The organism is Streptomyces sp. NPDC088706 (assembly GCF_044752765.1).
GTDB lineage: Bacteria > Actinomycetota > Actinomycetes > Streptomycetales > Streptomycetaceae > Streptomyces.
Window position 1 is genome coordinate 320,627 of the sequence record NZ_JBIVLW010000006.1, and the last position, 19,908, is coordinate 340,534.

Sequence of the window (19,908 nt, forward strand, 5' to 3'; positions counted from 1 at the left end):
GGGTGATGTGACCGTCACACGATCGACTCGTTTGTCGGTATGACACTCCCCGCCCCGGCCCCGGAAGGCACCGAACCCATGCCGATCCACCAAGCGCAGCAACGGTCCGCCGCCGCGTCGTCGAGCGGGACCCTGGGCGTGCGGCAGGCCGAGGCCGCCCTCGTGGAGCACTACCCGCGCCTGGTCCGGCTCGCCTATGTCGTGCTGCCGCCCTCGCTGGGCCGGCACCGCCGGGTCCTGGCCGCCCACGGGGCCGTGCAGCGGGCCCTGCCCGGAGCCAGGACCTCCCCGGACCGCCTGCGTGTACCCGCCCGGTCCCGGCGCTCCCCGGAGGCCGCGCAGGGGCCGGGACCCGCCCCGTACGCGTGGATGCGGTTGCGGGTGCTGCGGACGGCCCTCGCGTACGAGCGCAGGCCCCGCTGGTGGCCCGGGCGGCTCCCGGCGCCCGCCGCGCTGCGCCCGGCGCTGCCGGTGATCTGGGGGCTGCGGCTCTTCCCCCGGGCGGGTGGTGTCGACGAACTGGTGCTGGACCGGGCCCTGTCCGACGTCACGGGTGCCGTCCGGGCCGCGTTCGCGCTCCAGTTGCTGGACGGGCTGCCGGAGGCGGGGGTGCGGGCGTTGCTGGCCGAGGCGGGGGCGGACGATCCGGCGGGGGCGGTGCGCCGGGCGGCCCGGCTGGGCAGGCCCGACCGGGCGGGGGCCCAGGAACTGCTGCGGTCCGGGGAGTTCGACCCGTGCACCGTCCAGACCCGGCCGAGCGATCTGCTGCGGCGCAGGCACCGGGTGCGGGCGGTGGCCCTCGCGGCGGCCCTGTGCGTGGTGGCGGGCACGCTCGCGGTCGCCGCCGAGAAGGGGGTGCGGGACGCGGGCGAGGAGCGCCCGGGAGCCGGAGCGGCGGTTGCGGCGCTCGACCCGGCCGCGCTGCTGCGCACGGCGGCGGAGCGGTGGGCGGACACCTCCCGCATCGACTTCACCGCCTGGCCGGTGCGCGGTGACCGGCGGGGCGACGGCGAGCTGCTGGGCCGGGCGCTGCGGGCCTGGTCGGGGCCGCGGCGCACGGTACGGGTGTCGACCACCCCGGGCACGGTCGCGGTGCCGCCCGCGCAGCCGCCCCGGCTGCTGTTCGCGGGCGAGGTGGACGGGGCGGCCGTGGTGCTGTTCCACGACGGCGGGGTGCGGGTGGTGCGGTACGCGGAGCCGCTGTCGGGCGGTGGCGGGGCGGCGCTGGACTTCGCCCGGACCGATGACGCGGACGTCACGACGGCGGCGGCGGTCGTCGTGAGCCGTACGGGCGGGAAGGCGCGGTTCCTGATGGCCCCCTGGATCTCCGGGACCACCACCCGGGACCTGCTCGCACCGGACACACCCAGCCGGCCGCTGGCGGTGGGCCCGGACGGGGTCACCGCCGCGGTGGAGCGCCCGGCGGCGGGCGGCGGCTGCGGCTCCTGGCCGGTGCTCCAGCTGCGGTCCTCCGAGCGCATCGTGGAGAACCACGCGTTCCTCCTCACCGACCTGGGCGACCTGGCCCCGGCACATCTGACGTACACCCCGAAGCCGGGTCGTGGCGCACCCGCCCGCCGGCCCCGCGAGGCGACCGGCACGGAGGCGCTGCTCGCCTGGGCGCGTACGGCGTGTTCGCTGCGGGCGCTGTCGGGCTCGGGGGTGCGCGCGGTGAACAACTGGGCCTTCGCCGAGCAGCGGCTGCCCGAGGGCGAGGCGTCGGCGAAGTGGCTCTGCACCCGCGCCGACACCTGGCGCGGGCCTGGCCGGGTCCTGGTGCAGTTCCTGCGGCCCGCCGCCTCCCCCACCGCCCCGGCGGCGGTGGTCGCCGACCGCGACGACACCGCCCTGTGCAGCAGGTTCGGGCAGCACATCCTGGCGGGCACGCGCTGGAAGGCCGCCTCCGGCCGGTGGTACGTCCTGGCGGCCGGCAGCCGCGCGGTGCGGCGGATCGAGGCCACCGGGCAGGTGCGGGGCGCCGCGGGCGGGCCGACGCTCGCGGTACGGGCGCCGCGCGACGCCTCCGTACGGCTGACGGCCAGGCTGCGCGAGGGCGGGACGCTGGCGGCAGTGCGCTGAGCCGCCGACCGCCCGTGGCGGGACCTGCCGGGCGGCTCGTGCCACCGTACGGAGTGCTCGCAGCGCCGTTGTGCTCGGCGGAGTGCGAGACTCGGACAGGTGACGGATCATCCTGAAGGACCCGGCGTACGCGATGTTCCCGACGAGGCCGAGTTGCGCTGCCTGGTCACCGGTGCCTCCGGCTACATCGGCGGCAGACTGGTGCCCGCGCTGCTCGACGCCGGGCACCAGGTCCGCGCGCTGGCCCGGACACCGCAGAAGCTGCGCGACTACCCCTGGGCGGACCGGGTCGAGGTGGTGCGCGGCGATGTCACCGACGCCGACTCGCTGACGGAGGCGATGCGGGACGTCGACGTGGCGTACTACCTGGTGCACGCCTTAGGCTCCGGCTCGGATTTCGAGGAGACCGACCGCCGGGCCGCCCGGAACTTCGGCGAGCGGGCGCGGGCGGCCGGGGTGCGGCGGATCGTCTACCTCGGCGGGCTGACCCCGGCCGGGGTGCCGGAGAAGGAGTTGTCGCCGCACCTGCGGTCGCGCGCCGAGGTGGGACGGATCCTGCTGGACTCCGGGGTACCGACGGCGGTGCTGCGGGCGGCGATCGTGATCGGTTCGGGCTCGGCCTCCTTCGAGATGCTGCGCTATCTGACCGAACGGCTGCCGGTGATGGTCACCCCGAGCTGGGTCTCCACCCGCATCCAGCCCATCGCCGTACGGGATGTGATCCGGTACCTGGTGGGGAGCGCCACCCTGCCGTCCGAGGTGAACCGGGCCTTCGACATCGGCGGACCGGACATCATGTCGTACCGGGACATGATGCAGGACTACGCCCGGGTGGCGGGGCTGCCGCGGCGGGTGATCGTGCCGGTCCCGGTCCTCACCCCGACGCTCTCCAGCCACTGGATCGGCCTGGTCACCCCGGTGCCCCGGTCGATCGCCCGGCCGCTCGCGGAGTCGCTGCGCCACGAGGTGGTCTGCCGGGAGCACGACATCGTCCACTACGTCCCCGACCCGCCGCAGGGGCCGATCGGCTTCGACCGGGCCCTGACCCTGGCTCTCCAGAGGATCAGGGACGCGCAGGTGGTGACCCGCTGGACGTCCGCCTCGCTGCCGGGGGCGCCGAGCGACCCGCTGCCCACCGACCCGGACTGGTCGGGCGGCAGCCTCTACCGGGACGAGCGGGAGCTGGCCGTGCCGGTGGACCGGGCGAACCTATGGCGGGTGATCGAGGGCATCGGCGGCGAGAACGGCTGGTACTCCTTCCCGCTCGCCTGGGCGGTGCGCGGCTGGATCGACCGGATCGTCGGCGGGGTGGGCCTGCGGCGCGGCCGGCGGGACGCCCACCGGCTGCGGGTCGGGGACTCGCTGGACTTCTGGCGCGTCGAGGAGATCGTGCCGGGTGACCTGCTGCGGCTGCGGGCGGAGATGCGGCTGCCGGGCGAGGCCTGGCTGGAACTGTCGGTGGCCACCGACGACCAGGGGCGCACGCTCTACCGTCAGCGCGCCCTGTACCACCCCCAGGGGCTGCTCGGCCATGCGTACTGGTGGGGTGTGTCGCCCTTCCACGCGGTGGTGTTCGGCGGAATGGCGCGGAACATCGCCGAGGCCGCCAAGACCGCCGCCCGGGCGCGGAACGAGGGCCGGGAGCCGGTGACCGGCAGTGGTACAGACAACTGACCCCCCGGCCGCTAGGGTGTGCCTCCCCATACCCGCCCGCCGCCGGGAGGTGCACAGGATGGCACGCCGACTCCGTACCGTAGGACTGGAGTTCACCGACGCGGCGCCGATACGTCTGGTGTTCGCCGCCGAGGTCTCCGCACCCCCGGACGTGGTCTACCGGGCGCTCGCGGAGGAGGTCGCCTCCTGGCCCTCCTGGTTCACCGCCGTCACCCGGGCCACGCCCACCGAGGGGGGCGCGGGCCGGGAGGTGCGGCTGCGCGGCGGGGTCCGGTTCCGCGAGACGATCGTCGCCGCCGAGCCGGGGGAGCGGTACGCCTACCGGGTCGACGAGTCCAACGCCCCGGGGCTGCGGGCTCTGGTGGAGGAGTGGCGGCTCACCGCGGAGGGGGACGGGACCCGGATACGGTGGACCTTCGCCGCCGACGGGACGGGCCCGTTCCGCTCGGTGCTGGGGCTCGCCCGCCTGGGGATGGGCCGCTCCTTCCGGGACGCGGTGCGCCGGCTGGACAGACGGCTCACCGCACCGGCGGCCTGACCCGTACGACGGTCCGGGCCCCTGGCTCAGCCGGTCAGGGTCCCGGTGGCGAGGAAGTGGTCGATCGCCGCGCTGTACGGGGCGATGTCCAGGCCCTGCTCCTCCAGCCAGGAGTCGGCGTAGTACTTGTCCAGGTAGCGGTCGCCCGGGTCGCACAGCAGCGTGACGACGCTGCCCCTCTCCCCCCGCTCCACCATCTCGACGATCAGCTTGAAGGCGCTCCACAGGCCGGTGCCCGTGGAACCGCCCGCCTTGCGGCCGATGGCCCGCTCCAGGGCGCGTACGGCGGCGACGCTCGCCGCGTCGGGCACCTTCATCATCCGGTCGATGGCGCCGGGCACGAAGCTGGGCTCCATGCGGGGTCGGCCGATGCCCTCGATCCGGGAGCCGCAGTCGCTGCTGGCGTACGGGTCGTGGTGGGTCCAGCCGTCGAAGAAGCAGGAGTTCTCCGGGTCGGGCACGCAGATACGGGTGTCGTGCTGGAGGTAGTGCACGTAGCGGGCGATGGTCGCCGAGGTGCCGCCGGTCCCGGCGGTGGCGACGATCCAGGTGGGCTCCGGGTAGCGCTCCAGCCTGAGCTGCTGGTAGATCGACTCGGCGATGTTGTTGTTGCCGCGCCAGTCGGTGGCGCGCTCCGCGTAGGTGAACTGGTCCATGTAGTGCCCGCCGGTCTCGGCGGCGAGGGAGGCGGACTCCTCGTACATCTTGCGGGAGTCGTCGACGAAGTGGCACTGCCCGCCGTGGAACTCGATGAGCCGGCACTTCTCCGGGCTGGTGGTGCGCGGCATCACGGCGATGAACGGCACCCCGATCAGCTTGGCGAAGTACGCCTCCGAGACGGCGGTCGAGCCGCTGGACGCCTCGATGACCGGCTTGCCCGGCCGGATCCAGCCGTTGCAGAGCCCGTAGAGGAAGAGCGAGCGGGCGAGCCGGTGCTTGAGGCTGCCGGTGGGGTGCGTCGACTCGTCCTTGAGGTAGAGGTCGATGCCCCACTCCTCGGGCAGCGGGAAGCGCAGCAGGTGGGTGTCGGCCGAACGGTTGGCGTCGGCCTGGACCTTGCGGACGGCCTCCTTCAGCCAGGCCCGGTACTCCGGGTCGCTGCGGTCGACGTCCACCGTCTCCGCGACCGCTCCCGAAACCCCGTGGTCCCGTCCGTGCTCATGGGTGTCCATCGCCGTGCTCCTTGTTCGTCGGCTCTTGGCCGCTGCTCGGCCGCCCGGTGCTCCTGCCGCCACAATATGCCCCCGACCTGCGCAAACGTTGACTTTGATGGTCCATAGCCCAGCCTTTGACCCAGCACCCGGGGGCAGTTGGGACAGGCGGTGCGAACGGCGCGGGACGAGCTCACGTGCCCTCTGGCGGTCGCGGGCGCCGCCGGGCACACTGCACAGGAGAAGTGGTGACGAAGGGGGGCGAAGCCGCGATGGCGGACGCCGAGTTCAGTGCGTCGGGGGTCAGGATCGAGCGGTTCACCCGGTCCCTGACCAGGGCCGGTCAGGTGGTCGTCAAGGACGGCCGGCTGTCCCTGCTGATGAGCAACGGGCGGGAGATCGACAGCGCCCCGGTGACCGCGGTGAGTGCGGGCAAGCGGTGGTTCTTCGCGGCGGATTCGGCCATCGCCCGGGTGAACGGTGTGCGCTACCGGTTGACGATGGGGCAGCGCAACCGCAGGCGCGACGGGGCGGCTCCGCTGCGCCGCTTCCTGGAGGCACTGCGCAGTGCGGGAGGCCGCCGGGGCTGAGCGGCGCGGACATGGTTACGCGGCTCCGCGAGTTGCGGAGCCGCGCGGGTTGGGCCACGCTGGATCCACGTCACTGAAAGTGCATCATCGGTGACAGAGCGATTCGCCCCCCGGGCGGATCGTGCGACACGAGCAGACACGACAAGAGCAGAGCGGATTCGGCAGTCAGTCGTCCGCCGGCTCCGTTCGTATCTCATCTTCCGGACCTATTTCGGGGAGTCGCAGCCGTGATCAGCGAGCCAAGCAGGCACTGCACGGTGGAGCTCCAAGCCCTGCCGTCGCGGATCGGTCAGGTCCGCAGAATCATCTCGGCGCAACTGCGCTACTGGCATCTCGATCCTCTGATCGACCAGGCAGCCCTGGGCGTCACCGAACTCCTGACCAATGTCCACCGGCACGCGCAGCCGGACAAGTCATGCACCGTCGAGATCGAGCTGCTGCTCGACCGGTTGACGGTCTCCGTCCACGACCACGACCCACGTGTCCCCACGGTGAACGAGGCGGAGTCCTTCGCCACCTCGGGCCGGGGTCTGGCCCTGATCGCCGCGGTCAGCGAGAGCTGGGGGGTACGGCCGAGCGGCGCGGCCGGAAAGGCCGTCTGGTTCACCTTGCCGGCGGTCTGCGACACCTCGACCCTGCCACCGCTCGCGGTCTACGGGTCGACGACCGACGGGCCGTTCGGGTCCGTGTCCATCAGCCCCGAGGCCATCGCGGCCACCCCCACCCGGTCGGCCGTCGTCGGCTGACCTGGCGGGGGCGGGGTCAACAGCCCGACGGCCCGACAGCCCGACGGCCCGACAGCTCGACGGCCCGACGGCTCGACGGCTCGACGGCTCGACGGCTCGACGGCTCGACGGCTCGACGGCTCGACGGCTCGACGGCTCGACGGCTCGACGGCTCAGGCAAGCACCGCGAGCGGATCGTCCAGCACGGGCTGCCAGGCCAGTTCGGCAGCGCCGACGAGGCTGTTGTGGGACAGGGTGCAGGACAGGATCGGCACGCTGCCGCTGCGGCCCCAGAGGCTGCGGTCGGCGACGACGGCCCGCAGCCGCTCGGGGTCCGCCTCCAGCAGGTCACGGTGGAGTCCGCCGAGGATGATCCGGTCCGGGTTGAGGATGTTGACGAGCCCGGCCAGCCCCAGGCCCAGACGGTCGATCAGCGCTTCGGCGGCGTTGCGCACGTCCGCGTCCTGGTACTCCGTGCGCAGCAGGTCACCGGCCTGCTTGAGGAGCGACTCCTCGGGTCCCGGTTCGCGGCGCGCGGTGGCGAGGAAGGCGAGCGGGTCCGTCTCCACATCGAGACAGCCGCGTCCGCCGCAGTGGCAGGGCCGCCCCTCGGGGTTCACGGTGAGGTGCCCGACCTCCAGCGCGAGCCCCGAACTCCCGCTGTGCAGGCGGCCGTCGAGCACCAGGGCCCCGCCGACGCCCCGGTGGCCGGTGGCGACGCAGAGGAGGTGCTGGGCACCGCGTCCGGCGCCGTGCCGGTGCTCGGCCAGCGCGGTGAGGTTGACGTCGTTGCCGGTGAAGGCCGGGCCGGTGATGCCCGCGTCGCGGACGCAGCCGGCGAAGATGTCGCGGACCGGCGAGCCGGCGGGCCACGCAAGGTGGAGTGGGTTGAGCGCGGTGCCTTCGGGTTCGGCGACGGCCGACGGGACGGCGAGTCCGGCGCCGACGCAGCGCAGCCCGCTCGTGCGGAGCAGCTCCGCCCCGGCCGCCACGACCTCGCCGAGCACCTGCGCCGGGTCGGCCATCACCGCGACACACCCCGGCGAGGTGGCGACGATCCGCCCGCCGAGCCCGACCAGGGCGGCTCGGAAGCCGTCGGCGTGGACCTGGGCGGCGAGGACGACGGGGCCGTTCTCCAGCACGGCCAGCCGGTGTGAGGGGCGGCCCTGCGAACCGGCCGCGGAACCGGGGCTGGAGTCGACCCGGATCAGCCCGAGCGCCTCCAGCTCCGCGGCGACCGCCCCGGCGGTGGCCCGGGTGACACCGAGCTCGGAGGTGAGGACGGCGCGCGTGGGGGCGCGCCCGGTGTGGACCAGCTCCAGCGCCGGCCCGAGCGCGCTGCGGCCCCGCTCCAACTTCGTCCGGGTGGTGGTCGCCTTGCCGTTCATGAGGGCGAGTCTCCCATGATCCGGAGGTGTCCCGGACGCCGAGGGAGCCCGCCGGGACGGGCCGTACCCCTCCCGGTCAGCCGTCTTGCGTCCGCCCTCCGTCCGCCCCTATGCTGAGTTTGTGCCGCAACTAAACAAACTGCGCACGGCCCTACCGGGGGGACCTGGCGGAGACACCGCCCCACCCTCATCGGCCCGCCTGCGTACCGCGCTGACCGTGTTCTTCGCCCTCGATGGCTTCCTCTTCGCCGGCTGGGTGGTCCGTATCCCGGCCATCAAGCAGCAGACCGGCGCCTCCGCCTCCACCCTCGGCCTCGCCCTGCTCGGGGTCTCCGCCGGCGCCGTGATCACCATGATGCTCACCGGCCGCCTCTGCCGCCGCTACGGCAGCCACGCCGTGACCGTGGCCTGCGGGGTCCTGCTCCCGCTGAGCATCGCCCTGCCCGCGCAGACCCACTCCGCGCTCTCGCTCGGCCTCGTGCTGCTGGTCTTCGGAGCGGCGTACGGCGGGATGAACGTGGCCATGAACAGCGCGGCCGTGGACCTGGTCGCCGAGCTGCGCCGACCGGTGATGCCGAGCTTCCACGCGGCGTTCAGCCTCGGCGGCATGATCGGTGCCGGACTCGGCGGACTGGTGGCGGGCAACCTCCCGGCCGCCACGCACCTCTTCCTGCTGGCCGCGATCGGCCTGCTCGTCACCGCCTTCACGGGACCCGCACTGCTGCGCCACCGCCCGGCCGGCCCGGCCGTCGAACCGCGTACACCGCAGCGGCCCGGGCGGAAACTCGACCCGCGGGCCCGCCGGATCGTCCTGCTCTTCGGCGTGATCGCGCTGTGCACGGCGTACGGAGAAGGAGCGCTCGCCGACTGGGGCGCGCTCCACCTGGAGCAGGACCTGGACGCCCATCCCGGCCTGGCCGCCGCCGGATACGCGCTGTTCGCCCTGACGATGACCATCGGCCGGCTCACCGGGACCCTCCTCCTGGAACGGCTGGGGCAGACCCGCACCCTCGTGCTCGGCGGGGCGGTCGCCTCGGCCGGAATGCTGCTGGGAGCCCTCGCTCCGAGCGCCTGGCTCGCGCTGGCGGGGTTCGCGGTCACCGGCCTGGGGCTGGCCAACATCTTCCCCGTAGCCGTGGGCCGGGCCGGCGAACTGGCCGGACCGAGCGGAGTGGCCGCCGCCTCGACGCTCGGCTACGGCGGGATGCTGCTGGGCCCGCCCGCGATCGGCTTCCTGGCCGACTGGTTCTCACTGCCGGTGGCGCTGACGACCGTGGCCCTGCTGGCCGCGGCGGCCGCCGCCCTGGGCTACGGGGCCCGCAACGCGACGCACGCCTGAGCGCAGGCGGCACCGGAGAGGGTGGTTGCTTCCGGGCGCACGGTCGCGGACGGACGCCGTCACACTGCGCGCCGAGCGCCCGGCGGCCCGGCTCCGGACGGACGACTCCGCCGTCACCTACGTGCGTGGGGGGCGCGCGGCCCGGTGACGGACGACTCCGCCGTCACCTACGTGCGTGAGGGGCGCGCGGCCCGGTGACGGACGGCTCCGCCGTCACCTACGTGCGTGAGGGGCGCGCGGCCCGGTGAACGGCGCGAGCCGCGCGCGGCCGCACCCGCTTGCCGGAGCGTGCCACGCCTGTGACACTGCGCCCATGGAGCGGCGGACGCGGGCGGAGCGGGACGCGATGACGGTCGAGATCGGCTACGCGCTGGTGAGCGCCGCCATGCTGGCCGGCCTCACCTTCGCGGCAGCCTCCGTGCCCGGCCTGCTCCTCCTGGACCTCGGCCGCACGGCGCGGGCGGTCGTCCTCGGCGTCGCCACCACGGCCGCCGCGCTGGCCTTCGCCATGCGGGTCGTCCATGTCCTGTGGCGCTTTCCGCATCGGGAGGGCCGCCGCCTGGGCGGTCCGACGGCGGGCGGGCTAAGCCGCTCCGACGAGTCCGGCCCCGGCGGCTGACATCAGCGGTCAGCTCCCTCGCCGCGGGGCCTCCACCCGCGCCCCTCACTCCGCCGTTCAGCGGTCCATCGCGCTCAACGCCCGCTGTGCCAGCGGATGCGTACGGACCAGCTCGGCCAGCGACGTCGTGCCCCGGGTGATCCCGGCGAACGCCTTCCAGGCCGGGCGGAAGCCGGTCAGCACCGCGTGCAGCACGCCCGGGCGGCGCTCGAACAGCTTGAGCATGCGGCGGCCCACGCCCATCTCCACGCCGAGTCCGGCCTTGATGGCGAAGGCGTAGTTGAGGGCCTGGCGGCGGGCGTCCACCGCGTCGTGCGCCTCGGCGATCCTGACGGCCCATTCGCCCGCGAGCCGGCCGGAGCGCAGCGCGAAGGAGATGCCCTCCCGGGTCCACGGCTCCAGCAGGCCCGCCGCGTCACCGCAGACCACGACCCGGCCGCGCGAGAGCGGCGAGTCGTCGCTGCGGCAGCGGGTGAGGTGGCCCGAGGAGATGGACGGCTCGAACCCGGCCAGGCCGAGGCGGGCGATGAAGTCCTCCAGATACCGCTTGGTGCCGGCGCCGTCGCCGCGCGCCGAGATCACCCCGACGGTCAGCGTGTCGCCCTTGGGGAAGACCCAGCCGTAACTTCCGGGCATCGGGCCCCAGTCGATGAGCACCCGGCCCGCCCAGTCCTCCGCCACCGTCGCCGGGACCGGGATCTCCGCCTCCAGGCCGAGGTCCACCTGGTCGAGCTTCACCCCGACATGTGCTCCTATCCGGCCCGCGCTGCCGTCCGCCCCGACAACCGCCCGCGCCAGCACCGTCTCACCGCCGGCCAGCACCACGGCGACCGTGCGCCGGTCCGGCACGGCGGGCCCGTGCTGCTCCACCCGCACCACCGAGGCGCCGGTGCGCAGCTCGGCGCCGGCCTTCTGCGCCTCCTCCACCAGCCCGGCGTCGAACTCCGGGCGGTTGATGAGCCCGAAGAGCATCCGCCGGGAGCGGCGGGTCCGGGAGAGCTTGCCGTTGAGGGAGAAGGTGACCGCGTAGACACGGTCCTTCAGCGGCAGTTCGAACCCCGGTGGCAGCGAATCCCGGGAGAACCCGATGATGCCACCGCCGCAGGTCTTGTAGCGCGGCAGTTCCGCCTTCTCCAGCAGCAGGACCCGTCGGCCCGCCACGGCTGCCGCGTACGCCGCCGATGCGCCGGCCGGCCCGGCGCCGACGACGACGACGTCCCACACCGACGACTCTTCGTTTTCCCGCCCGGCGTCTGCGTTCTCGCTGCTCACGATGTGCTTCTGCTCCCGATCCGACCTGTGGCCCCAAGCTGCTCACGGCATCCTACGGCGCGTCCCGGCCGAACCCCCCTGTGGGAGGATCGGCCATGATTCTCTCCTGCATGCGGCACCGCACCCACGGTGTCGCGGACCGGCGCGTACACACCGCGCCCTCCCCATAACGTCGCACCCACGAGGAGCGTGCCCATGACCGCCCGCCCGATTTCCGAGACCGTCGCCTCGCTGATGCCCCGTGCGCGGGCGGAGCTCGCCGAGCTGGTCGCGTTCCGGTCGGTCGCGGACCCGGCGGTGTTCCCGAAGAGCGAGTGCGAGGCCGCGGCGAACTGGGTCGCGGACGCGCTGCGCGCCGAGGACTTCACGGACGTCGCTCTGCTCGACACCCCCGACGGCACCCAGTCGGTCTACGGTTTCCTGCCCGGCCCGGCCGGTGCTCCGACCGTACTGCTCTACGCCCACTACGACGTGCAGCCGCCGCTGGACGAGTCGGCGTGGCTCTCCCCGCCGTTCGAGCTGACCGAGCGCGACGGGCGCTGGTACGGGCGGGGCGCGGCGGACTGCAAGGGCGGCTTCATCATGCACCTGCTCGCACTGCGCGCCCTCAAGGCCGACGGCGGCGTCCCGGTCTCGGTGAAGGTGATCGCCGAGGGTTCCGAGGAGCGGGGCACGGGCGGTCTGGAGCGGTACGCGGAGGCGCACCCGGAGCTGCTGGCGGCCGACACGATCGTCATCGGCGACACCGGCAACTTCCGGGCCGGGCTGCCGACGGTCACGGCGACGCTGCGCGGGATGACGATGCTGCGGGTGCAGCTCGACACCCTTGAAGGGAACCTGCACTCGGGGCAGTTCGGCGGGGCCGCCCCCGACGCGCTGGCCGCGATGATCCAGTTGCTGGCCTCGCTGCGCGACGCGAGGGGGACGACGACGGTCGACGGTCTGACCGGGGACGCCGACTGGGACGGGCTGCAGTACCCGGAGGCGGAGTTCCGGCAGGACGCCAAGGTGCTCGACGGCGTCGAGCTGGTCGGTACCGGTACGGTCGCGGACCGGATCTGGGCGCGCCCCGCCGTCACCGTCATCGGCATCGACTGCCCGCCGGTCGTCGGCGCCACCCCGTCCGTGCAGGCGAGCGCGCGAGCACAGATCAGCCTGCGGGTGCCGCCCGGCCACGATGCCGTCCAGGCGACGAAGCTGCTCACCGCGCACCTGGAGACGCGCGCCCCGGGGGGCGCGCGGGTCTCGGTGGAGCAGATCGGCCAGGGCCAGCCGTTCCGCGCCGACACCTCCAGCCCGGCGTACACGGCGATGGCGGGCGCGATGCGCGAGGCCTACCCGGGCCAGGAGATGCAGTCCTCCGGCATGGGCGGCTCGATCCCGCTCTGCGACACGCTGGCCTCGCTCTACCCGCGGGCGGAGATCCTGCTGATCGGTCTGAGCGAGCCCGAGGCGCAGATCCACGCGGTGAACGAGAGCGTCTCGCCCGAGGAGCTGGAGCGGATGTCGGTGGCCGAGGCGCTGTTCCTGCGCAACTACGCGGAATCCAGGAAGGCCTGAGGACCTCTCGACGCCCCCGCCGGCCTTCCTGCGGGAACACCGGCGGGGGCGTTCACGCTGCCCGCCACGCCCTCGGCCGCATCGTCCGCACGCACGGCCATGCAGGCCACTACGGCGCCGCGCGGGAGCGGGCGGACCGCCACGGCGCGGAGATCCCCGCCCATCCGCTGGAGGTGCCGGTGGTCCGGGGTGCCGCAGGCCGCCGCTCAGCCCACCGGGACGCCCGCCTCCAGGTTGAGCACCGTGGACCGCTCCCGCGCCCGCAGGGCCCAGCGCAGTCGTTCGTAGCGGGTGGGGGGCAGCATCGCCGCCGCCTCCTGCTCCGTGACGAAGCGCCAGCCGCGCAGTTCGGAGCCGGGCAGCAGGAGGCGGTCGGCGTCCTCGGACCGCAGCAGCCCGCCGTCGAAGAGGAAGCGCAGCCCGCCGTAGCCGGGCGGGGCGGGCGACTCCCAGTCGACGAGGAGCAGCGTCGGGACCCGGTCGAGCCGGATCCCTATCTCCTCGGCCACCTCCCGTATCCCCGCCTGTGCCGGAGCCTCGCCCTCCTCCACGACCCCGCCGGGGAACTCCCAGCCGGGCTTGTACGTGGGGTCGACGAGGAGCACCCGTTCCCGTTCGTCGAAGAGCAGCACTCCCGCCGCGACGGTAGCGCCGGTCGGCTCGGGGCTCTGGACGATCTCGCACGGGCCGGCGGCTCCGGTGCGGACGGCCTCGGCGATCCGCTCGGCGGTCTCGCGCGGGGTGAGGGCGCCGTTGTCGACGACATGGGCGTCCTGGGTGATCCAGCCGAGCGCGTCCCGGTAGGGGCCGATGTGGTCGTACGCCCACCGGTTGACCCGCTCGCTCTGCTCGCGGTCGCCGGGGTGCTCCACCCGGCCGGCGATCCGGCTCCGCAGGATCGTTTCCTCAGGTGAGAGGAGTACATGCCGGACCGGGATGCGCCGGGAGGCGAGCCCGCCGAACATCTCGTCCCGGTACTCCTGTCTCAGCAGGGTCATCGGCACCACCAGCACCCCGGGTGCCTCGGCCAGCAGCGCGGCCGCCGTGTCCACCACCAGCCGGCGCCAGATCCTCAGGTCCTGGAAGTCGCCCACCTCGGCCAGCTTCTTCTGGGGCAGCAGGCCACGCAGTCCCGCCCCGGTGAGCTCCGGGTCGTACAAGGTGCTGTTCGGGATCAGATCGATCAGTTCGCCCGCGACGCTGGTCTTGCCCGCGCCGAACGCGCCGTTGATCCAGACGATCACGGTTCCCCCTCTTCGTAGCCCCCTGTGGCTTGCCCGCAACACCCTGCCGCGGAAACCCCACCACGGCGACGGCGTTGCCGGGATGGGGGCATCCGGACCGATTGAGGGGACCCGACGGTACGAAGCGGGGTTTCGGGGCACCCGTAACGACGACGGGCCGGGCTCGTTGAGCAGGATTCGCCGGACCCACGGCATGGGCCGGTGGCACAGGACAACTGGGGGTGCGCCGTGCGGCGGACAATTCTCGAACAGTTTCCGGCAGGAGATCCCCGCGGCAGCTGGGCGGCCGAGGAGTTCGCGGCCGCGCGCCGCGGCGAGGGGCTGGCGGCGGAGGTCGTGATGAATCTGGACCTGGACGTCTTCCTGGTGGTCGTCCCCCAGCAGTCGGCGGACGCGGGGCACTGAGGGGCCGTCAGGCCTCCCGCAGGGTGCCCCCGGCGGAAGCGGCCCCCCACGGACCTTGGCGCCCCCGCCTACCGCAGCGCGATCGCCGCGGCCGCCGCGCCGACCAGCCCCGCGTCGGTGCCCATCACGGCGGGCGCGACCGTGAGCCCCCGGACGAACGAGAGCGTGGCGTAGTCGCGCAGGCTGCGGCGCAGCGGGGCGAAGAGCACCTCGCCGGCGCCCGCCACTCCCCCGCCGATCACCGCGATGTCGATCTCGACCAGGGTGGCGGTGGCGGCGATCCCGGCCGCGAGCGCCTGAGCCGCCCGCTCGTAGGAGGCGATGGCGACCGGGTCGCCGGCGCGCGCGGCGGCGGCCACCGCGGCGGCCGTGGTGTCGCCGTCCGGGCCGGGGTGCCAGCCGCCCTCCCGGGCGCGGCGGGCGATGTTCGGGCCGCTGGCGATGCGTTCGACGCAGCCGCGCGCACCGCAGGGGCACGGGTCGCCGTCCAGGTCGACGCTGATGTGGCCGATGTGCCCGGCGTTGCCGGAGGGGCCGGGGTGCAGGGTGCCACCGAGGACCAGGCCGCCGCCGACGCCTGTCGACACGACGAGGCAGAGCGCGTTGTCGTAGCCGCGCGCCGCCCCGAGCCAGTGCTCCGCCGCCGTCATGGCGACCCCGTCGCCGACCAGGGCCACGGGCAGCCCGCCGATCGTCTTCTGCACCCGCTCCACCAGCGGGAAGTCCCGCCAGCCGGGGACGTTGACCGGGCTGACCGTGCCCGCGCCCGCGTCGACCGGTCCCGCGCTGCCGATTCCGGCGGTGCCCGCGCGGTCCCACAGCGGTGAGGCCGTCAGCTCGCCGAGCACCTCGTCCACGGCGCCCATCACCGCCTCGGCACCCTCCTGGGCGGGCGTCGGCCGCTGCGCCCGTACGAGGAGGTTTCCGTCGCCGTCGACCAGCGCGCCGGCGATCTTGGTGCCGCCGATGTCGAGCGCGGCGACGAGGTCGGTATGCATCGGTGTGGCTTCTCCGGATGAGTGAAGGCGGGACCTGCGGGTTCAGTCAACAGTCTGCACAGTCTCTCCGGCCTTGACAACGTTGTCCAGGGCCTATGCTCGACGCCACGGCTTCCGTTTGTCCCGTGACAGGCTCCGCGGGCCGCCCCGAGGTGCCCGTATGCCGCCCGAATCGCCGACCGCCACCCGCCCGCCCCGCCCGTATCCGACGAACAGGACAGCGCATCGTGGACCGGACCACCCGTCATTCCGAGACCCGTTACGGCAACCGGCCGACCATGAAGGACGTGGCGGCCCGCGCCGGAGTGGGCCTCAAGACGGTCTCCCGGGTGGTGAACAGCGAGCCCGGCGTCACGCCCGACACCGAGCGGCGCGTGCAGGAGGCGATCGACGCGCTGGGCTTCCGCCGCAACGACAGCGCCCGGGTGCTGCGCAAGGGGCGTACGGCCTCCATCGGCCTGGTCCTGGAGGACCTGGCCGACCCCTTCTACGGTCCGCTGAGCCGCGCCGTGGAGGAGGTGGCCCGCGCGCACGGGGCCCTGCTCATCAACGGTTCCAGCGCCGAGGACCCCGAGCGTGAGCAGGAGCTCGTCCTGGCCCTGTGCGCCCGTCGGGTGGACGGCCTGATCGTGATCCCGGCGGGCGATGACCACCGGTATCTGGAGCCGGAGATCAAGGCGGGCATCGCCACGGTCTTCGTGGACCGCCCGCCGGGCCGGGTCGACGCGGACATGGTGCTCTCCGACAGCTTCGGCGGCTCCCGGGAGGGCGTGGCCCACCTGATCGCGCACGGCCACCGCCGGATCGGCTTCATCGGCGACCAGCCCCGCATCCACACCGCCACCGAGCGGCTGCGCGGCTACCACGCGGCCATGACGGACGCGGGGATCACCGTCGAGGACTCCTGGGTCTCGCTCGGTTCGACCGACCCCGGCCGGGTCCGGGCGGCCGCCGAGGCGATGCTCGGCGGGCCCGAGCCCGTCACCGCGCTGTTCGCGGGGAACAACCGGGTGACGGTGACGGCGGTCCGGGTGATCGCGGAGCGGCGGCGGCCGGTGGCGCTGGTGGGGTTCGACGACATCGAGCTGGCCGATCTGCTCGGCATCACCGTCATCTCGCAGGACGCGGCGGCCGTCGGCAGGACCGCCGCCGAGCACCTCTTCCGCCGGCTCGACGGCGCCGACCACGCCCCGGCCCGGGTGGAGTTGCCGACCACGCTCATCCCGCGCGGTTCGGGCGAACTGCCGCCCGCCTGAGACCCGTCAGGCTCCCGCACCGAACTCCCGGGTGAGCAGCGCCAGGAGCCGCGCGGGCGCGTCCTCCTGGATCGCGTGGCCCGCCCCCTCCACCCAGTGCAGCTCGGAGTGCGGGATCAGCGCGTGCAACCGCTCGGCGAAGGGCGGCGGCAGGAACCCGTCCTCACGCCCCCAGATGATCCGGGTCGGCACCGGCACCGACCCCAGCAGATGCTGGAACTCGTCGGTGGCCGCCTGTTCGAGCTGCCCGTACTGGCGGTAGTACGCCGCCCTGCCCTGTTCACCGCGCCACGGGTCGAGATGGGCGGCGAGGGTGTCCGGCCGGTAGCCGGAGGCGCTGGCGAAGCGCAGGTGGCTCTCGACCAGCGCCTCGTGGGCGTAGACGGGCAGCTGCTCGAAGACGCGCGCGTTCTCGCGGACGAGCCGGAACAGGCCGGTCCCCCAGTCACCGCAGGACACCGCGTCGACCAGGGTGAGATCGGCGTACCGAGCGCCTTCGAGCAGCAGCGCCCGCAGTGCCACGGCGCCGCCGATGTCGTGGGCGATCACCCGCGGGCGCTCCAGCCCCCAGTGGTCCAGGAGGCCGGTGAACACCCGTGTCTGCGCCTCCAGCCGGAGATCCTGCCCCGCACGCTGCTCCGACCGCCCGAAGCCGAGCAGGTCGAAGAGGAAGACCTGGTGGTCCTGGGCGAGCGCCGGGGCGATCTCGCGCCAGACGAGGGAGGAGAACGGGGTGCCGTGGAGCAGGACGACCGGGTCGCCCTCCCCCAGCACGTCCCAGCGGACCGTCCCGCCCGGGGTCTCGAAGGTCCTGGTCGGAAAGCCGTTCATGGCATGCCTCCTGATGTCGGATGCGGAACCCTGCCGGAGTTCCGACGTTACCAGAGACGCGCCTTTGGCGGTAACGTTGCTACAGTGGGGATCATGCGACGGAACCCGGCACCCGCGGAGCTCGAACCGGTCGAGGCGTTCTGCAACACGGCGACCCTTCTCCATCACGAGGACGAGCTCGCCCGGCCGGAGACGGCGGGCGCATGGCTGCGTGCGCACGGCTGTCCGGAAGCGGTCGGGCCGGGCGGCCTGGCGGCGCTCACCGAGGCGCGGGAGACCGTGCGGGCCTTCCTCGTCGAGCGGACCTCACCCGAGGCGCTCGACGCCCTCAACCGGCTGATCCACTCCGTGGCGGGCGCCCCGACCGTGCGCCCGGACGGCACCCTCGCCCTGCGCCCGGCCGGCGACGAGCCGGTGGCGCGGATCGTCCGCATCGTGCTCGAATCCCTGCTGCGGGACGGCCTGACCGGGCGTCACGCGGCCCGGCTCAAGGCCTGCGCGGCGCCGGAGTGCCGTTGGGTCTTCTACGACCGGGCGCCCTCGTCGAACGGCCTGTGGTGCGACATGGACGTGTGCGGCGCCCGGCACAAGATGCGGGCCTACCGGGCCCGTACGGGGGGTGCCACCCGCCGGGACACCTGAGGGCCGAGAAGCACCGGGGCCCTGCGGAGGCGCCGCGTTCCCGGCCCCCGGTGGCACGTCCCGGGGGGGGCCGGGGTGGACACCTGGCCCCCGTGACGGTCCCGCTACGGAGCGGTGACGGTCAGGTCGCCCCGGCGCGGCGAGGCGAACGCGTCCAGGTCGGCGCGGGTCAGGCCGGTCAGCCGGGCGACCTCGGCGGTGTCCAGCGCGCCGCAGTCGATGCCGCGCAGCAGGTAGCCGCTGAGCGCCTTGGCGGTGGCGGGCTCGTCCATGACGTCACCGCCCGCCTTGGCGACGTATGCGGCGAGCCGTGCGGCGGCCGGTTCCAGGCCTTCGCGGTAGAAGGTGTAGACGGCCGCGTAGCGCGTCGGCAGGTGGCCGGGGTGCATGTCCCAGCCCTGGTAGTAGGCGCGGGCCAGAGCGCGGCGGGTGAGGCCGTGGTGGAGCCGCCAGGCCTCGTGGACCTGAGGGGTCGGGCCGACGGGCAGGACGTTGGTCGAACCGTCGGAGACCCGTACGCCGGTGCCCGCGGCGGCGACCTGCATGACGGCCTTGGCGTGGTCGGCGGCCGGGTGGTCACTGGCCTGATAGGCGGCGCTGACCCCGACGCAGGCGCTGTAGTCGAAGGTGCCGTAGTGCAGGCCGGTCGCCCGGCCCTGGGCGGCGTCGATCATGCGGGCGACGGCGGCGGTCCCGTCGGCGGCGAGGATGGACTGGCTGGTCTCGATCTGGATCTCGAAGCCGATGCGCCCCGCGTCCAGGCCGTGGGCCTTCTCGAAGGCTTCCAGGAGCTGGACGAAGGCGGTGACCTGCTGGGGGTACGTCACCTTCGGCAGGGTCAGCACGAGCCCGTCGGGGAGCCCGCCCGCCTCCATCAGGCCGGTGAGGAAGACGTCGGTGGTGCGGATCCCCCGGTCGCGTACACCGGATTCCATGCACTTCATCCGGATGCCCATGTACGGGGCCGCGGTGCCGTTCGCGTACGCCTCGGAGACCAGCCGGGCGGCGCGGGCCGCGGCCTCGTCCTCCTCGGCGTCCGGGCGGGGGCCGTAGCCGTCCTCGAAGTCGATGCGCAGGTCCTCGACGGGCTCGCGCTCCAGCTTCGCGCGGACGCGGTCGTGGACGGGGCCGGCCAGCTCCTCGGGGATGCCGAGGACGGCGGCGAACGAAGAGGCGTCGGGGGCGTGCTCGTCGAGGGCGGCCAGCGCCTGATCGCCCCAGGAGCGGAGGGTGCCGGCCTCGAAGACGTCCCCGGGTACGTAGACGGTGTGCACGGGCTGACGGGTGCCGGGGTCCCCGGGGTAGCGGCGGGCCAGCTCCGCGTCGACCGCCGTGAGGGAGGCGCTGATCTCCTCGCTGACCGTGCCGGCGAGGCTCGTTGCCACCTTCTCCTGCTGACCCATGACCGTACCCTCCACACTTTCGCTGTTTCCGCTTCCCGGAATCAACAATCCGTATAGTGAAGTTATAAGCCTGCCCGACCTGCGTCAATGGTGGCCTGGAACGCCGCTGGGCCGCGCGGTGGGGTGCACCGTGCGGCCCAGGTGGGGTGTTGCCGGGGTTCAGCCCTTGCGGGTGTTGATCTCCTCGGTGAGCT

General features: G+C 73.9%; 19 protein-coding genes. 12 read left to right on the top strand and 7 right to left on the bottom strand.

The features are described 5' to 3' along the window. Nucleotides 1-78: 78 nt before the first annotated feature. From ACIQAK_RS18115 to ACIQAK_RS18125, 3 genes are all read left to right on the top strand, one after another. Nucleotides 79-2,079 carry a hypothetical protein gene (locus ACIQAK_RS18115; RefSeq protein WP_366389386.1) on the top strand — a complete coding sequence of 667 codons (2,001 nt, stop codon included), beginning with the start codon at nucleotides 79-81 and terminating at the stop codon, nucleotides 2,077-2,079. 99 nt (nucleotides 2,080-2,178) lie between these two features. Further along, on the top strand, nucleotides 2,179-3,753 hold the full coding sequence (locus ACIQAK_RS18120; protein ID WP_366389385.1) for an SDR family oxidoreductase: 1,575 nt from the start codon (nucleotides 2,179-2,181) through the stop codon (nucleotides 3,751-3,753). 58 nt (nucleotides 3,754-3,811) lie between these two features. Further along, nucleotides 3,812-4,291: an SRPBCC family protein gene (locus tag ACIQAK_RS18125; protein WP_366389384.1), complete on the top strand. Its 480-nt coding sequence runs from the start codon at nucleotides 3,812-3,814 to the stop codon at nucleotides 4,289-4,291. Nucleotides 4,292-4,317: 26 nt separating this feature from the next. Here ACIQAK_RS18125 and ACIQAK_RS18130 read toward each other — a convergent pair whose 3' ends face one another. Further along, nucleotides 4,318-5,463 carry a PLP-dependent cysteine synthase family protein gene (locus ACIQAK_RS18130; protein ID WP_366389383.1) on the bottom strand — a complete coding sequence of 382 codons (1,146 nt, stop codon included), beginning with the start codon at nucleotides 5,461-5,463 and terminating at the stop codon, nucleotides 4,318-4,320. 251 nt (nucleotides 5,464-5,714) lie between these two features. Here ACIQAK_RS18130 and ACIQAK_RS18135 point away from each other — a divergent pair, with 251 nt between their 5' ends. Together ACIQAK_RS18135 and ACIQAK_RS18140 are read left to right on the top strand one after the other, a co-directional pair. Beyond that, entirely contained in the window at nucleotides 5,715-6,032 is a 318-nt protein-coding gene (locus ACIQAK_RS18135; protein ID WP_366389617.1) for a hypothetical protein, read from the top strand. A gap of 227 nt (nucleotides 6,033-6,259) precedes the next feature. Then, nucleotides 6,260-6,778: an ATP-binding protein gene (locus ACIQAK_RS18140; RefSeq protein ID WP_366389382.1), complete on the top strand. Its 519-nt coding sequence runs from the start codon at nucleotides 6,260-6,262 to the stop codon at nucleotides 6,776-6,778. 152 nt (nucleotides 6,779-6,930) lie between these two features. Here the strand turns inward: ACIQAK_RS18140 and ACIQAK_RS18145 are convergent, their stop codons facing one another. Then, entirely contained in the window at nucleotides 6,931-8,145 is a 1,215-nt protein-coding gene (locus tag ACIQAK_RS18145; RefSeq protein WP_366389381.1) for an ROK family protein, read from the bottom strand. A 217-nt stretch (nucleotides 8,146-8,362) separates the two neighbouring features. Here ACIQAK_RS18145 and ACIQAK_RS18150 point away from each other — a divergent pair, with 217 nt between their 5' ends. Together ACIQAK_RS18150 and ACIQAK_RS18155 are read left to right on the top strand one after the other, a co-directional pair. Further along, on the top strand, nucleotides 8,363-9,484 hold the full coding sequence (locus tag ACIQAK_RS18150; protein ID WP_366389380.1) for an MFS transporter: 1,122 nt from the start codon (nucleotides 8,363-8,365) through the stop codon (nucleotides 9,482-9,484). A 313-nt stretch (nucleotides 9,485-9,797) separates the two neighbouring features. Continuing rightward, a complete protein-coding gene (locus tag ACIQAK_RS18155; protein WP_366389379.1) occupies nucleotides 9,798-10,103 on the top strand; it encodes a DUF6332 family protein in 306 nt (101 codons plus the stop codon). A gap of 57 nt (nucleotides 10,104-10,160) precedes the next feature. Here ACIQAK_RS18155 and ACIQAK_RS18160 read toward each other — a convergent pair whose 3' ends face one another. After that, the gene (locus tag ACIQAK_RS18160; RefSeq protein ID WP_366389378.1) at nucleotides 10,161-11,375 is read right to left on the bottom strand and encodes a geranylgeranyl reductase family protein; all 1,215 of its coding nucleotides are present in this window, start codon (nucleotides 11,373-11,375) and stop codon (nucleotides 10,161-10,163) included. A 195-nt stretch (nucleotides 11,376-11,570) separates the two neighbouring features. Between ACIQAK_RS18160 and ACIQAK_RS18165 the strand changes: the two genes are divergently transcribed. After that, nucleotides 11,571-12,935, top strand: a complete 1,365-nt coding sequence (locus tag ACIQAK_RS18165) for a dipeptidase (RefSeq protein WP_366389377.1) — start codon at nucleotides 11,571-11,573, stop codon at nucleotides 12,933-12,935. Between the two features lie 206 nt (nucleotides 12,936-13,141). Here the strand turns inward: ACIQAK_RS18165 and ACIQAK_RS18170 are convergent, their stop codons facing one another. Beyond that, nucleotides 13,142-14,179 (bottom strand): NUDIX domain-containing protein, encoded by a 1,038-nt coding sequence (locus tag ACIQAK_RS18170; RefSeq protein ID WP_366389376.1) that lies wholly within the window; start codon nucleotides 14,177-14,179, stop codon nucleotides 13,142-13,144. 201 nt (nucleotides 14,180-14,380) lie between these two features. On the opposite strand from ACIQAK_RS18170, the gene ACIQAK_RS18175 reads away from it, so the two are divergent. After that, nucleotides 14,381-14,584, top strand: a complete 204-nt coding sequence (locus ACIQAK_RS18175; RefSeq protein ID WP_366389636.1) for a hypothetical protein — start codon at nucleotides 14,381-14,383, stop codon at nucleotides 14,582-14,584. Between the two features lie 68 nt (nucleotides 14,585-14,652). Here the strand turns inward: ACIQAK_RS18175 and ACIQAK_RS18180 are convergent, their stop codons facing one another. Beyond that, a complete protein-coding gene (locus tag ACIQAK_RS18180) occupies nucleotides 14,653-15,582 on the bottom strand; it encodes an ROK family protein (RefSeq protein WP_366389375.1) in 930 nt (309 codons plus the stop codon). 227 nt (nucleotides 15,583-15,809) lie between these two features. On the opposite strand from ACIQAK_RS18180, the gene ACIQAK_RS18185 reads away from it, so the two are divergent. Next, complete coding sequence (locus tag ACIQAK_RS18185) at nucleotides 15,810-16,838, top strand: LacI family DNA-binding transcriptional regulator (protein WP_366389374.1); 1,029 nt, start codon at nucleotides 15,810-15,812, stop codon at nucleotides 16,836-16,838. 6 nt (nucleotides 16,839-16,844) lie between these two features. Here the strand turns inward: ACIQAK_RS18185 and ACIQAK_RS18190 are convergent, their stop codons facing one another. After that, nucleotides 16,845-17,669, bottom strand: a complete 825-nt coding sequence (locus ACIQAK_RS18190) for an alpha/beta hydrolase (RefSeq protein WP_366389373.1) — start codon at nucleotides 17,667-17,669, stop codon at nucleotides 16,845-16,847. 93 nt (nucleotides 17,670-17,762) lie between these two features. Here ACIQAK_RS18190 and ACIQAK_RS18195 point away from each other — a divergent pair, with 93 nt between their 5' ends. Further along, nucleotides 17,763-18,311, top strand: a complete 549-nt coding sequence (locus ACIQAK_RS18195; protein ID WP_366389372.1) for a CGNR zinc finger domain-containing protein — start codon at nucleotides 17,763-17,765, stop codon at nucleotides 18,309-18,311. 104 nt (nucleotides 18,312-18,415) lie between these two features. Here the strand turns inward: ACIQAK_RS18195 and ACIQAK_RS18200 are convergent, their stop codons facing one another. Beyond that, the gene (locus ACIQAK_RS18200) at nucleotides 18,416-19,714 is read right to left on the bottom strand and encodes a DUF6986 family protein (RefSeq protein WP_366389371.1); all 1,299 of its coding nucleotides are present in this window, start codon (nucleotides 19,712-19,714) and stop codon (nucleotides 18,416-18,418) included. Here ACIQAK_RS18200 and ACIQAK_RS18205 point away from each other — a divergent pair. Continuing rightward, nucleotides 19,713-19,908 (top strand): hypothetical protein (locus ACIQAK_RS18205; protein WP_366389370.1); only part of this gene is annotated, 196 nt, incomplete at its 3' end. The genes ACIQAK_RS18200 and ACIQAK_RS18205 overlap by 2 nt on opposite strands.